Here is a 13,506-nt window from a genome sequence, read left to right on the forward strand (position 1 = left end):
ACCAGGCGCACAGTCCCCCTCTCCCGGAGGATCTAGCCGAGGTCGCCGGAGGCGGTCAGCTCGGCCAGCCGCACCAGCGTCCGCACCGCGGTCCCGGTACCGCCCTTCGGCGTGTACCCGAACGGGCCGCCCTCGTTGAACGCGGGCCCGGCGATGTCCAGGTGCGCCCAGGTGATCCCCTCGCCCACGAACTCGCGCAGGAAGAGACCGGCCACCAGCCCGCCGCCCATCCGCTCACCCATGTTGGCGATGTCCGCGACGCTGGAGTCCATGCCCTTGCGCAGGTGCTCCGGCAGCGGCATCGGCCACGCCGGCTCACCGACCTCCTCGGCGGCCTCGTGCAGCGCGGAGCGGAAGGCGTCGTCGTTCGCCATGATGCCGAAGGTCCGGCTGCCCAGCGCCAGCATCATCGCGCCGGTCAGGGTCGCGACGTCGACGATCGCGTCCGGCTTCTCCGCGGAGGCCGCCCACAGCGCGTCCGCGAGGACCAGCCGGCCCTCGGCGTCCGTGTTGAGGACCTCGACGGTCTTGCCGCTGTACATGCGCAGCACGTCACCCGGGCGGGTGGCGGAACCGGAGGGCATGTTCTCGGCCAGCGCCAGCCATCCGGTGACGTTCACCTCGAGCCCGAGCCGCGCGGCGGCGACGACCGCGGCGAAGACCGCCGCCGCACCGCTCATGTCGCACTTCATCGTCTCGTTGTGCCCGGCCGGCTTCAGCGAGATGCCGCCCGAGTCGTAGGTGATGCCCTTGCCGACGAAGGCGAGGGTCTTCTTGGCCTTGGAGGAGGTGTAGGACAGCTTCACCAGGCGCGGGGCCGCGGCCGAGCCGGAGCCGACGCCGAGGATGCCGCCGTAGCCGCCCTTGGTGAGGGCCTTCTCGTCGAGCACCTGGACCTTGATGCCGTGCTCCTTGGCCGCCGTCTGGGCCAGAGCGGCGAACGCCTCGGGGTCGAGGTCGTTCGGGGGCATGTTGATCAGGTCGCGGGCGCGGTTGAGCTCCTCGCCGACGGCGGCGGCACGCAGCAGCGCGGCCTTGTGGGCGGCGTCGCGCGGCTTCCCGCCGAGCAGGGTGGCCTCGGCGAGCGGCGCCTTGCCGTTCCTGGCCTTGGCATCGTTGCCGACGTGCTTGTACGTGTCGAAGGAGTACGCGCCGAGCACGACGCCCTCGCCGACCGCGCCGATGTCGGCGGCGTCGGCCACCGGCAAAGCGAAGGCGGCCTTCTTGGCGCCGGTGAGGGTGCGGGCGGCCGCGCCGGCCGCCTTGCGCAGTGCCTCGGGGTCGAAGCCGGCGTCCTTCTCGGGCTCCTGGCCGAGCCCCACCGCGAGCACGAGCGGTGCCTTGAAACCGGCCGGGGCCGGCAGCTTGGTCAGCTCGCCCTCGGCGCCCGAGGCACCGAGGGTTTCCAGGATGCCGGCGAGCCTGCCGTCGTAGGCCTTGTCGACGGCTTCGGCGCCTGGGGCAACGATCGGGCCTTTCGCGCCCTTGGCGACACCGATCACGATCGCGTCGGCCCGGAGGCCGGGCGCCGCGGCGGTGCTGAGAGTGAGAGCAGTCACGGTGGTGAAATCTCGCTTCCGATGTGGAGTTGCGGTGGCCGGAATGTGTGGGTCGACCGGGCCCGACAGCGACCCTAGATCCGGGTCGTGGGTGCGGTCGTATCCGGGGGGTGCATCCGGGGCGCGCCCCACCGGCGCGGCGAACCGGCGTGGCGAATCCCGGAATGAGCGTACGCGTGCGTGTGCGGTCGCCCACGCACGCGCGTGTTCACCTGGCGGTGGCGTCGTAGCCACTTCTCGATCCTCGCATTGCATGAGCCGGGTCACACCCGTCGGGTCGGCATGAGGCGACCGCGCGCGGGAGAACTGGGCGATCATCGGCGGGTACGCCGCCGCACACCCTGGAGCCCGCCCGGTGAGACGCCCGACCTTGCTGCTGCCCCTGCTCGCCCTGCTGATGGCGGGCTGCGCCGCCGCGCCCGATGGCGCACGGGACGACCGGCCGGACGCGGAGGGGGGCGTCGAGGCGACGGACGGCGAGCTCTGGCGGCCGGCCCCCGGCACCGACTGGCAGTGGCAGTTGAGCGGCCGGCTGGACACTTCCGTCGACGCGCCGGTCTACGACATCGACGGCTTCGACCCCACGGCGGCCACCGTCGCCGGCCTGCACGACAACGGCCGCAAGGTCATCTGCTACCTCTCCACCGGCGCCTGGGAGGACTGGCGCCCCGACGCCGCGGATTTCCCCGCGTCCGTGATCGGCGAGGGCAACGGCTGGAAGGGCGAACGCTGGCTCGACATCCGCGCGTTGGACGTCCTGGAGCCCCTGATGGCGGCCCGCCTCGACATGTGCCACGAGAAGGGCTTCGACGCCGTCGAACCGGACAACATGGACGGCTACAAGAACACCACGGGCTTCCCCCTCGAGGCCGCCGACCAGCTCCGCTACAACCGCCTCGTCGCCGAACTCGCCCACGACCGGGGCATGTCGGTCGGACTGAAGAACGACCTCGACCAGATCCCCGAACTCGTCGACGACTTCGACTTCGCGGTCAACGAACAGTGCGCCCAGTACGACGAGTGCGCGGACCTGACCCCCTTCATCGAGGCGGGCAAGGCCGTCCTGCACGTCGAGTACGAACTCCCCACGAGCGAGTTCTGCGCCGACTCCCGTCGGCTGCGCCTGAGTTCACTGCTGAAGAAGTACGAGCTCGGGGTGTGGCGGGAGACCTGCCGGTCCGTCTAACGCCCCAGGCAGAACACCACGAGCGCGGTGGTCGCCGCCGTCTCCGCCAGGCCGCCGAACACGTCCCCGGTGACCCCGCCGAAGCGTCGCGCGCAGTGCCGCAGCAACAGTTCGGCCGCGGCGAGGGCGGCGAGGACCGCGAGCGCCGGCCCGACCGCGTCGTACGGCTCGAACAGGGCGCCCGGCTCGACGTGCCCGATCAGGACGACGACGCCGCCCTCGTACGGTCCGCACCACGCTCCCGCGACCGACGCCGCCAGCGTGACGGCGACTGCGGCGAGCACCGCGCCCCGCACCGGGACCACACCGGCGACCGCCGCCCCCAGCCCCTCCGGCCGGGCGGCCGGCACCCCGGCGCGGGCCGCCAGGGTCAGCGCCAGCCGCGCGGTGACCGCCGAGACGACGGCGGCCACCGCGCCCAGCGCCCACGAGGTGTCGTAGAGCTGCGTCAGCGCGGCCACCTGGGCGAGCAGCACGAGGACGAGCGTGAGCACGCCGAACGGGCCGATGTCGGACTGCTTCATGATCCGCAGCGCGTCCTCGGCGGGTTTGCCGCTGCCCAGCCCGTCCGCGGTGTCGGCCAGCCCGTCGAGGTGCAGACCGCGGGTGAGGACGGCGGGCACGGCGGCGGAGGCGACGGCGGCGAGCAGCGGGCTCGCGCCCAGGTACAGCAGCAGCAGGCCGAGCCCGGCCGCGCAGCCGCCGACGGCCAGCCCGACCAGGGGGGCGCCGAGCATGCCCCCGCGCGCGGCCTCCCGGTCCCAGCGGGTCACCCTGACCGGGAGCACGGTGAGGGTGCCGAAGGCGAAGCGGAGGCCGTCGAAGGGCGAGGTCGTGGACACCGCGGCAGAGTAGCCCGGACGCCCCGCCCGTGAGGCAGCCCACCCCCGGTCCCGGGAGACTGGTGCCATGGGCCAGTGGGTGCAGCGCAACATCGTCGAACCGGGCAAGGTCCCCCTGCTCATCGCCCTGACCGCGTTCGTCCTCACCTTCCTGATCACCCGGGTCATCACGCGCCTGATCCGTGCGGGTAAGGGCCCCTTCGGCAACATCAGTTCCGGCGGGGTGCACATCCACCACGTGGTCCCCGGCATCGTCCTGACCGTCGCGGGCGGCTTCGGCGCGGTGGCGAGCGGCCGGCACGGCTTCGGGGCGGGCGCCTTCGCGGTGGTCTTCGGCATCGGTACGGGCCTGGTCCTCGACGAGTTCGCGCTGATCCTGCATCTCGACGACGTCTACTGGACGGAGGCGGGCCGCAAGAGCGTGGAGGCCGTGGTCCTGACGGCGGCGCTGGGCGGACTGCTGCTGGTGGGTTTCTCGCCCTTCGGGGTCGACGACATGAGCCAGGACGAGCTCCAGGACCGGGGCGGTGCCATCTCCACCGTGGCGCTCAACTTCCTCTTCTCCCTGGCCGTGCTGAGCAAGGGCAGGGCCAAGATGGCCGTGTTCAGCGTCTTCATCCCGTTCCTGGGTCTGGTGGGCCTGCTACGGGTGGCCCGGCCGGGCTCGCCGTGGGCCCGCCGGTTCTACCGGCGGCGGCCCCGCGCCCGCGCCAAGGCGGTCCTGCGGGCCTACCGGCACGACCGCCGCTGGGCGGGGCCGCGCCGGGTGGTGGGGGACTGGCTGGGCGGGAAGACCACCGCGGAGCTCGCCCAGGCCCAGGAGCGGCGCTGAGGAACCCGGTCACGCCCGGTTGCGCCCGGTCATGCCCGGTCCGAGGGGCGGAACCCGGGGACCCGGTCCGTGGCGGGTGCGTGGGCCGTACGGCGGCCGCGTGGCTTCGTGGCCGGTCGGCCCCCGTGGCGCAGCCGTGAGCCGGTACCGCCCCGCGTCCCCCGGCGTCGCCGCGCACCCGCCGCGCCACGCGCCCCACGGGCCGGCCGCCCCGGCCCCCGGGCGCGCCCGCGCGTCTCGGCCACCGCGCACAGCACCAGCACGGCCGCGATCGCCGCCAGATGCTCCTTGCCCGCCAGGTTGTCCTTCAGCAGGACCTCCACCACCATCGCGACGATCACCGCCCCCGCCGTCACATAGGCGCGGTAGCGCCAGCCCAGGAACACCGCGAGACCGACCACGGCCGCCGACGGGCCGGTGTCCACGATGGCGGCGTCGGCGGCGGGCAGGCCGAACGGGCCGGCGGGGCCGAGGGCGATGCCCACGCGCGCGTACAGGGTGCCGGCCAGCGTGGCGGCGTAGGCGATGACCAGGGTCCGCCACCAGCCGAGACAGAGCTCCGCGACGCCGAACACCAGCAGGATCTGGGCGAGGGCGCCCCAGACAGGCAGGTCCAGCGCGGGCACGAACAGGGACAGCGGCGTGCGCAGGAGGGCGAGCCGAAGCGGGTCCTCGGCCCGTACCGCGCCGACGGCCTGGACGGGCCCGTAGCCCCACGGCCGGTTCTGTACGACCTGGGTCAGCGAGGTCAGACACACCGCCCCCAGGGTCATCGGCACCGCCCGCCACCGGCGGTGCGCCACGGGGGCGCGGACGGCCTCGTACAGCGGCCCCCATTCGGCGCGGGCCCAGCGGGCGACCGCCTTCACCGGCGGGTGTCCAGTCGTCCCCGGCGCAGCCACCCCGGCAGCCCCGGCGCTTCCAGGAACCCCTCCGCCCGCGCCGACGCGACACCGATGCGGGGCAGGTCCGCGCTCTTCTCGAACAGCAGGAACCGGGGTTCCCAGATGGGCCGGTACTTGGCGTTGGCGCGGTACAGCGACTCGATCTGCCACCAGCGGGAGAAGAAGCAGAGCAGCGACCGCCACAGCCTCAGCACCGGTCCGGCGCCGAGGCGCGCGCCCCTTTCGAAGACCGAGCGGAACACGGCGAAGTTCAGCGAGACCTGCGTGATCCGGGTCGCCGGGTCCGCGCGCTCTTCCCGGGCGCGCCGGAGCAGCTCGATGACCATGAACTCCATCAGCCCGTTGTCGCAGTCGCGGTCCCGTCGCATCAGGTCCAGGGACAGGCCGTGCGGTCCCCAGGGCACGAAGGAGAGCAGGGCGCGCAACTCGCCACGGGCGTCGGCGCACTCCAGCATCACGCAGCGCCCGTCCCGCGGGTCCCCGAGCCGCCCCAGCGCCATGCTGAAGCCGCGCTCCGTGGCCCCGTCGCGCCAGTCGTCGGCGCGCCGGACCAGGGATGCCATCTCGTCGGCGGGGATGTCCTCGTGCCGCCGTACCCGCACGGTGTACCCGGCCCGCCGGACCCGGTTGTACGCCTGCCGGACGGTGCGCATGGCCCGCCCCTCCAGGGTGAACTCGGCGACCTCGACCAGCGCCTCGTCCCCGAGTTCCAGCGCGTCCAGCCCGTGCCGGGCGTACACGGTCCCGGCCTCCTCGCTCGCCCCCATCACCGCCGGGATCCAGCCGTGCGCACGCGCCTCGGCGAGCCACGGCCCGATCGCCCCCGGCCAGGCCTCGGGATCGCCGAGCGGGTCCCCGGAGGCCAGCGACACCCCGCCGACGACGCGGTAGGCGACGGCCGCCTTCCCGGTCGGCGACCAGCACACGCTCTTCTCCCGCCGCAGCGCGAAGTAGCCGAGCGAGTCCCGCTCACCGTGCCGGTCGAGGAGCTCCCGCAGCCGCTTCTCGTCGTCGTCGGTGAGCGGGTCGACAGCCCGCCGGGAGCGGAAGGCGGCGTACAGGACGGCGAGGACGAGCGCCGTGCTCAGCACGTTGACGGCGACGTCGACCCAGGTGGGCGGGGCGATCCCGGGGACGCGGTACTCGTCGGCGGCCACCGAGACCAGTCGCAGCGCGCCGTAGCGCCAGCGTTCGGGGAACGTGGACGGGGCGGACGCCCGGTTGGTGACCGTCACCAGCAGCGCCGCCAGCAGCGAGGCGCCCAGCAGCCCGCCGGCGCCGACGGCCGCGGCGAGCCTCGGATTGGACCGGTCGCCCTTCGCATAGAACTCCCGCCGCCCGGCGAGCAACGCGGCGACGAAGACGGCGGTGAGCGCGAGCGACACCCAGTTCTGCGGGTACCGCCGGACCTCCGGGAACGCCATGGCCAGTGTGAACAGCCCCAGGAACGCCCCGCTCAGGCCGAGGTTCAGGATCCACGCGGCCCGTTTGCGCCGCCGCATGGTGACGGCCAGGAACGCGGTGAAGACCCCGGAGGCGAAGCCGGCCGTCAGCAGATACGGCGTGAAGAGGTTCTCCTGATTGTGCCGCCGGACGTCCTGCCCCAGGGAGACCCACACCGCACTGAGGAAATTGACGAACGCGACGGCACGCAGGTACCAGACGGCGAAGGCGGCGGCGCCCCGGGTATTGCCCATGACGGGTGATCATATGGGTGCACTTCGGAGAATCCGCTGTTTTGGCGCCGCCTGTCCCTTTAGGTCGCTTCGCTACTCCGTTTCCCGCTTCTCCTGCTGCTGCCCGCCAAAGGTTTCGGACGCTTCGGCGGGCCCGGGGGCCTCTCCGGGTCCGGCCGTGTCGGAGGCCGCGGCCGCCTCGGCGGGTTCGGTCGTCTCCGAGACGGCCGAGAACTCGGCGGCTTCCGGCTCGTCCGGCTTCTCCACCGTCTCCGGCTTCTCGGGGAGTTCCGCCGCCAGCGCGGCCGCGGCCTGCACCAAGGGAAGCGCGAGCAGGGCGCCGGCGCCCTCTCCGACCTTCACGCCCTGGTCCAGCAGCGGTTCCAGGGCCATCCGGTCGAGCGCCTTCGCCTGTCCCGGTTCACCGCTCTTGTGCGCGGCCAGCCACCAGTCCGGCGCCCGGAACGCGACCCGCTGCGCGACGAGCGCGCAGGCGGCCGCCACCACACCGTCCAGCACCACGGGCAACTTCCGTACCGCGCACTGGAGCAGAAAGCCCGTCATGGCGGCGAGGTCGGCGCCGCCCACCGTCGCCAGCAGTTGCAGCTGCTCCCCGAGCACCGGCCGCGCCCGCCTGAGCGCGTCCCGGATCGCCGCGCACTTGCGCATCCACATCAGGTCGTCGATCGCCTCGCCGCCCCGCCCGGTCACCACGGACGCGTCGGTCCCGCACAGCGCGGCGATGAGCGCGCCCGCGGCCGTCGTCCCGCCGACGCTGATGTCGCCGAGCACGACCAGATCCGTGCCGGAGTCGGCCTCCTCGTCCGCGACGGCCACGCCCGCCCGGAAGGCCGCCTCGGCCTCCTCCGGCGTCAGCGCGTCCTCGATGTCGATACGGCCGCTGCCGCGCCGCACCCGGTGCCGCACGACGTCCGCGGGGAACAGGTCCGGATCGCAGTCCAGCGCCATGTCCACCACGCGCACGGGCACGCCGAGTCGGCGGGCGAGCACCGAGACCGGACGGCCGCCCTCGATGACCTCCCGCACCAACTCCGAGGCGCTGCCCGCCGGTCGGGCGGAGACACCGAGCTCGGCGATGCCGTGGTCGCCGGCGAAGAGCACCACGCGCGGCCGCTCTACCGGCCGCACGGGCGACGAGCCCTGTGCCGCCGCCAGCCACTCGCCCAGGTCGTCCAGACGCCCCAGCGATCCGGGCGGCACGATCTGACGTCCCCGGCGCGCCTCCGCGTCGCGGCGTACCCCGCCGTCGGGGCGCTCGATCAGATCGGTGAAGTCGTCGAGATTAAGCGAGCTCATTCGCCGAACAGTACCGGCACCGATCGAACGGATCCGCGCCACATCGCCACCACACCCACGTGACGTCATTGCACCCAAGATCGGTATCCCATACGTTCCGTTTTGCCGTTGATTGTCCCCGCTGTCGATGTCGTCCCCGGAGCCGCTCATGCCCCCCAGGCCCGTCCACGAGCCGCGCCGAGACGACTGCCCCTGGTGCGGCTCGAAACGCCTGCGCACCCGGCTGCGCGCGCCGGACCTGCGCCACCGCAGGCCGGGCACCTTCGTGGTGGACGAGTGCCGGGACTGCGCGCACGCCTTCCAGAACCCCCGCCTGACCGCCGAGGGCCTCGCGCTGTACGGCGCCGAGGGCGAGGAACGGGCCGACCCCGGGCACCTCAGGGCGACGGCCCGGGCGATGCTCCCCTTCCCCGAGCCGGAGAGCTGGCTGGACGTGGGCACCGGCGACGCGTCGTTCCCGGCGGCGGCGAGGGAACTGTTCACCTACACGGCGTTCGACGGGGTGGACCCGACCCCGAGGGTGGAGCGGGCGAGAGCGGCGGGCCGGCTCGACGAGGCCCACCTGGGCCGGCTGACGACGCCGGAGGTCCTGTCCCGTCTGCGCGGCCGCTACGACGTGGTCAGCATGCTCCACCACCTGGAACACACCCGGGACCCGAAGCGGGAACTCGCGGCGGCGCTCACGGCCCTGCGGCCGGGCGGCCACCTGCTCGTGCAGCTCCCTGACCCGGCCAGCGCGTCCGCCGCCGTCCTCGGCAGGTGGTGGCCCTCCTACGACCAGCCCCGCCACCTGCACCTGATCCCGCTGGCCAACCTCCGGGCCGAACTCGAGGCCCAGGGCTGCGAGATCGTCGTGACGGACCGCCGGACGCCGCACACCCCGCACGACCTGGCGACGGCCGCCTCGCTCTGCCTGAACAGGAGCCGGCTGCGCCGGACGGCCGGGCCCCTGACCGCCGTGGCCGCCGTACTCGACCACCTGCTGGCCCCGGCGCTGCGCCGCACCCGCTTCTCGAACGCCTACCAGGTCATCGCGCGCAGGAACTGACCGTCAGGCGCCGGCCGCCGGTCCCCGCAACACCAGTGCCTGACCCGCCACCACCAGGACCACCTCCTCGCACTCGGCGGCCACGGCCGCGTTCAGGCGCCCCAGCTCGTCCCGGTACCGGCGACCCGACGCCGTGGCGGGCACGATCCCCGAACCCACCTCGTTGGAGACCAGGACGACGGTCCGCCGGGCCGACCGCACCGCCTGAGCCAGTTCCACCACCCGCGAGCGCAGCGCCCGTTCGCCGCCGTCCGCCCACTGCGCGTCGTCCCACGCCCCGACCGCGTCCATGACGTCCGTCAGCCACAGCGACAGACAGTCGATCAGCAGCGGGGCGCCGTCCTGCGCCAGCAGCGGCACGAGGTCGCAGGTCTCCACGGTCCGCCACGACCCCGGCCGCCGGTCGCGGTGCGTGGCGACCCGGGACGCCCACTCGGTGTCGCCGCCCCGGGTCCCGCCGGTGGCGACGTACAGCACGTCCGGGAAGGACTCCAGCCGCCGCTCCGCCTCCACCGACTTCCCCGAGCGGGCCCCGCCCAGCACCAGCGTGCGCCGCGACACGTCCGGCACGTCCTCGTACACCCCCACGACCAGGGTCGAGCCGTCCGGCACCGCCCGCGCCCCGGCCGCCGCGAGCCGTCGCCGCGACTCCGCGCCCGGTGGCACGTCATGGTCCAGGTGGACGGCCACCACGTCGGTCGTCGGCCCCACCGCGCCCACCGCCCGCAGTTTCGCCAGCGCGTCCGGGCGACCCACCAGGTCCGCCAGGACCATGTCGTACCGCTCGGCGGCACCCGATCCCTCCTCCAGACCGGCCGGCGCGCCCCCGGGCGGCAGGTACAGCAGCCGCTGTCCGTCCGGGCCGGTCACCGCGTACCCGGTGCCGGGCGCGTCCATCGCCACCGCCCGCACCCGATGCCCCGTCAGCAGCGTCGACTCCCGTCCGTCCGGCACCCGGCCGGGCTGCGGCAGCCCGGCCGGCACCTCCACCGGGGGGCCGTCGTGCGGATGCGTCAGCAGCACCTGCCGCACCCCGCCCAGCGAATGGCCGGCCCGCGCGGCCGCGAACGCCGCGCCCGGCGTCAGATCGAGCAGCAGGACCCCGTCGACGAGCAGCGCGGTCGCCGCCCGCGCATCGGCCCCGAGCGAGGTCGCGCACACGGCGCAGGAGCAGTCGGGGCGGGGTAGTCCCGCGGGGGCACCGGTACCGAGCAGAGTGACTTCCACGGAGCTGATTTTCGCGCGTCCGACCGGCTCTTGCGCATCCGACTAGGCTGCACAGCAGAAGCCGGACCAAGATCCGGCTTCTGCTCTGCACGTGGTCACAGCTGGGAGGCGTACATGGCGGCATGGACGTGGCGGTTCGAGAAGGCCGACGGGACGGAGGTCCAACCGGCGGTGGAGCCCGAGGAGTTCACCACGCAGGGGGACGCCGAGTCCTGGATCGGCGAAGTGTGGAAGGACCTCCTCGAAGGCGGCGCGGACCAGGTGCGGCTCTTCGAGGACTCCACGCAGATCTACGGCCCCATGAGCCTGCAGGCGAACGAGGCATAGCCGTTTGCCGGGGTGGTCGCCGTACGGCCACCCCGGCCACCGCTCACCCGGACGAGTGAAGAACGCCGGTCCGGTTCAGCCGCGGACCCCGCACAGATGCAGCAGCGCCGCCACCTGCCGGTAGGGGTCGGTCCGCCCGGCCCGCTCCTCGGCGGACAGCAGGCTCTCCCACTCCCGCGGGTCCTGCGGGATCTCCGTCCCGTCCGGCGCGGTGTCCGTGAAGACCCGCACGCCGTACCAGGCCTGGAGCGGGGCCCCGATCCCGGCCAGCGCCCCGGTCAGCGTCGCCAGCCGGTCCGCCCGTACGTCGAGCCCCAGCCGGTTGCGGTAGGAGACGGTGTCGAAGGCGCCGAGCGCGCCCGCCCAGTCGCCGGACAGCCCCGGCCGCATGGCCAGCGCGTCCGCGTTGCGCACCAGCAGCGACAGCAGCCCGCCCGGGGCCAGCATCCGCGCCAGCCCCGCGAGCAGCGCGTCCGGCTCCTCCACGTACATGAGCACGCCATGGCACAGCACCACGTCGAAACTGCCGGGCAGGAAGTGCACCCCGGTGTCCCGGCCGTCGCCCTCGATGATCCGCATCCGCTCCCGGATGCCCTCGGGCTCGCCGCCCAGGGCCTCACGGGCCGCGGCGATCATCGTCGCGTCCCGCTCCAGCCCGGTGACCTGATGCCCGAGCCGGGCCAGCCGCAGCGCCTGCGTGCCCTGGCCCATCCCGACGTCGAGCACCCGCAGCCGCTGCCCGACCGGGTAGCGCCCCGTTATCTGCTCGTCGAGCTGCCGGGCCACCAGCTCCTGTCGGACGACGTCACGCAGCCCGCCCAGCCTGTTCAGCCAGGCCTCGGCCGCCCCCCCGGAGAAAGCCGCAGTGCTCAGGGCCGCGCTCCGCGCTTGATCTGCGGCTTGGGCAGCCGGAGCCGACGCATCTGGAGGGAACGCATCAGCGCGTACGCCACCGCGCCCCGCCGGTTCTGGTCGGGGAAGCGCTCGGCGAGCTGCTTGCGCAGCCGGAAGCTCGTGACGAACGAGTCCAGCACGATCAGCACGATCACGACCAGCCACAGCAGCAGCGCGATGGTCTGGAGGGAGCCCACCCGCACCATGCTCAGCACGAGGATGACCACGGCCATCGGCAGGAAGAACTCCGCCACGTTGAACCGGGAGTCGATGAACTCGCGCGCGAACTTGCGGACGGGGCCCTTGTCGCGGACCGGCAGATAACGCTCGTCCCCGCCGGCCAGCGCCTGGCGCTGCCTGTCCAGCTGGGCACGGCGCTCGTCGCGCTGGCGCTTGGAGGCGTCCTTGCGGGACGTGGGCGTGGTGGCGACGCTACGGCGCTGGGACTGGGCCTCACTGCGCTTGGGCGTGGGCCTGCCCTTCTTGGCCTGCGGGTCGCGGGGCTGCATGGAGTCGGTCACCACGGCCTTGTCGGCGGGGGCCTTCTCTTCCTTGGCACGGCTTCGGAACACAAAACCCAAGGGTAAGCGCTCCAGGGCATGGACCCCAGCCCGGAGGGGAACGATCCGGCAACACCAGTCGTCTGTAGAAGGGACAGACCAGGACAGGAGCGGGAAAGAGGGGGCGCAGGGTGACTCGGTGCTCACCCTGAAGGTCACCTACTCCCTACGCCGGAGCAAGGTCTTGGTCAGTCGTCCTTGGGGATGAGCGCATCCGTCCCCGAACAGTGCGTCAATGGATGCAGGGCCCGTACTGTGGGTTCTGTCGCAGAGCTGGAGCTGGACGTCAGAAGGGGGCGCGCGAAGCCCATGAGCGGTGTCATGAAGCGTATGGGGATGATCTTCCGCGCGAAGGCGAACAAGGCCCTTGACCGGGCCGAGGACCCGCGCGAAACCCTCGACTACTCGTACCAGAAGCAGCTGGAGCTCCTGCAGAAGGTCCGCCGCGGTGTCGCCGATGTCGCGACCTCGCGCAAGCGCCTGGAACTTCAGCTGAACCAGTTGCAGTCGCAGTCGTCCAAGCTGGAGGACCAGGGCCGCAAGGCGCTGGCGCTCGGCCGTGAGGATCTCGCCCGCGAGGCGCTCTCCCGCCGCGCGGCCCTCCAGCAGCAGGTGACCGACCTCGAGACGCAGCACTCCACGCTCCAGGGCGAGGAGGAGAAGCTCACCCTCGCGGCCCAGCGCCTGCAGGCCAAGGTGGACGCCTTCCGTACGAAGAAGGAGACCATCAAGGCCACCTACACCGCCGCCCAGGCCCAGACCCGGATCGGCGAGGCCTTCTCCGGTATCTCCGAGGAGATGGGCGACGTCGGCCTGGCCATCCAGCGCGCCGAGGACAAGACCGCCCAGCTCCAGGCCCGCGCGGGCGCCCTCGACGAGCTCATGGCGTCCGGCGCCCTCGACGACCCGACGGGCATCGCGAAGGACGACCTCCAGGCCGAGCTGGACCGGCTCTCCGGTGGTACGGATGTAGAGCTGGAACTGCAGCGCATGAAGGCCGAGCTCGCCGGCGGAAGCTCGGCCGGCCAGCAGGCCATCGAAGGCGGCACCAACCAGTCGCAGTCCCAGCAGCAGCCGCAGGACACCCCGCGCTTCGACAAGCAGTAGCCCGGCGCCGGGGACCGGAGCCGAGG

13 protein-coding genes are annotated in these 13,506 nt (G+C 73.2%); 5 read left to right on the plus strand and 8 right to left on the minus strand.

What is annotated here, in order from left to right:
* Positions 1-32: 32 nt before the first annotated feature.
* On the minus strand, positions 33-1,559 hold the full coding sequence (locus OG440_RS27105; RefSeq protein WP_406009392.1) for a leucyl aminopeptidase: 1,527 nt from the start codon (positions 1,557-1,559) through the stop codon (positions 33-35).
* 355 nt (positions 1,560-1,914) lie between these two features.
* Between OG440_RS27105 and OG440_RS27110 the strand changes: the two genes are divergently transcribed.
* On the plus strand, positions 1,915-2,745 hold the full coding sequence (locus OG440_RS27110; RefSeq protein WP_406009393.1) for an endo alpha-1,4 polygalactosaminidase: 831 nt from the start codon (positions 1,915-1,917) through the stop codon (positions 2,743-2,745).
* Here OG440_RS27110 and OG440_RS27115 read toward each other — a convergent pair.
* The gene (locus OG440_RS27115) at positions 2,742-3,587 is read right to left on the minus strand and encodes an adenosylcobinamide-GDP ribazoletransferase (RefSeq protein ID WP_406009394.1); all 846 of its coding nucleotides are present in this window, start codon (positions 3,585-3,587) and stop codon (positions 2,742-2,744) included. The two genes, OG440_RS27110 and OG440_RS27115, sit on opposite strands and share 4 nt — an antisense overlap.
* A gap of 67 nt (positions 3,588-3,654) precedes the next feature.
* Between OG440_RS27115 and OG440_RS27120 the strand changes: the two genes are divergently transcribed.
* Complete coding sequence (locus OG440_RS27120) at positions 3,655-4,419, plus strand: hypothetical protein (RefSeq protein ID WP_406009395.1); 765 nt, start codon at positions 3,655-3,657, stop codon at positions 4,417-4,419.
* Positions 4,420-4,448: 29 nt separating this feature from the next.
* Here the strand turns inward: OG440_RS27120 and OG440_RS27125 are convergent, their stop codons facing one another.
* The 3 genes from OG440_RS27125 to cobT form a co-directional block, all read right to left on the minus strand.
* Positions 4,449-5,288, minus strand: a complete 840-nt coding sequence (locus OG440_RS27125) for a hypothetical protein (RefSeq protein ID WP_406009396.1) — start codon at positions 5,286-5,288, stop codon at positions 4,449-4,451.
* Positions 5,285-7,021: a phosphatidylglycerol lysyltransferase domain-containing protein gene (locus OG440_RS27130; protein ID WP_406009397.1), complete on the minus strand. Its 1,737-nt coding sequence runs from the start codon at positions 7,019-7,021 to the stop codon at positions 5,285-5,287. The genes OG440_RS27125 and OG440_RS27130 overlap by 4 nt, the downstream gene beginning before the upstream one ends.
* A 72-nt stretch (positions 7,022-7,093) precedes the next feature.
* Positions 7,094-8,317, minus strand: a complete 1,224-nt coding sequence (cobT, locus tag OG440_RS27135) for a nicotinate-nucleotide--dimethylbenzimidazole phosphoribosyltransferase (protein ID WP_406009398.1) — start codon at positions 8,315-8,317, stop codon at positions 7,094-7,096.
* 148 nt (positions 8,318-8,465) lie between these two features.
* Between cobT and OG440_RS27140 the strand changes: the two genes are divergently transcribed.
* The gene (locus tag OG440_RS27140; RefSeq protein WP_406009399.1) at positions 8,466-9,365 is read left to right on the plus strand and encodes a class I SAM-dependent methyltransferase; all 900 of its coding nucleotides are present in this window, start codon (positions 8,466-8,468) and stop codon (positions 9,363-9,365) included.
* 3 nt (positions 9,366-9,368) lie between these two features.
* Here the strand turns inward: OG440_RS27140 and OG440_RS27145 are convergent, their stop codons facing one another.
* The gene (locus OG440_RS27145) at positions 9,369-10,592 is read right to left on the minus strand and encodes a bifunctional adenosylcobinamide kinase/adenosylcobinamide-phosphate guanylyltransferase (protein ID WP_406009400.1); all 1,224 of its coding nucleotides are present in this window, start codon (positions 10,590-10,592) and stop codon (positions 9,369-9,371) included.
* A 114-nt stretch (positions 10,593-10,706) separates the two neighbouring features.
* On the opposite strand from OG440_RS27145, the gene OG440_RS27150 reads away from it, so the two are divergent.
* Positions 10,707-10,919, plus strand: coding sequence for a hypothetical protein (locus tag OG440_RS27150; RefSeq protein WP_406009401.1), 213 nt, complete (start codon positions 10,707-10,709; stop codon positions 10,917-10,919).
* 75 nt (positions 10,920-10,994) lie between these two features.
* On the opposite strand, the gene OG440_RS27155 is transcribed toward OG440_RS27150, so the two are convergent.
* Entirely contained in the window at positions 10,995-11,705 is a 711-nt protein-coding gene (locus OG440_RS27155) for a class I SAM-dependent methyltransferase (RefSeq protein WP_406009402.1), read from the minus strand.
* Between the two features lie 83 nt (positions 11,706-11,788).
* Positions 11,789-12,385 (minus strand): DUF3043 domain-containing protein, encoded by a 597-nt coding sequence (locus tag OG440_RS27160; protein WP_406009403.1) that lies wholly within the window; start codon positions 12,383-12,385, stop codon positions 11,789-11,791.
* Positions 12,386-12,703: 318 nt separating this feature from the next.
* Here OG440_RS27160 and OG440_RS27165 point away from each other — a divergent pair, with 318 nt between their 5' ends.
* A complete protein-coding gene (locus OG440_RS27165; RefSeq protein ID WP_393823056.1) occupies positions 12,704-13,480 on the plus strand; it encodes a PspA/IM30 family protein in 777 nt (258 codons plus the stop codon).
* The last annotated feature ends 26 nt before the right edge of the window (positions 13,481-13,506 follow it).

It is taken from the genome of Streptomyces sp. NBC_00637 (genome assembly GCF_045161545.1).
Lineage (GTDB): Bacteria > Actinomycetota > Actinomycetes > Streptomycetales > Streptomycetaceae > Streptomyces.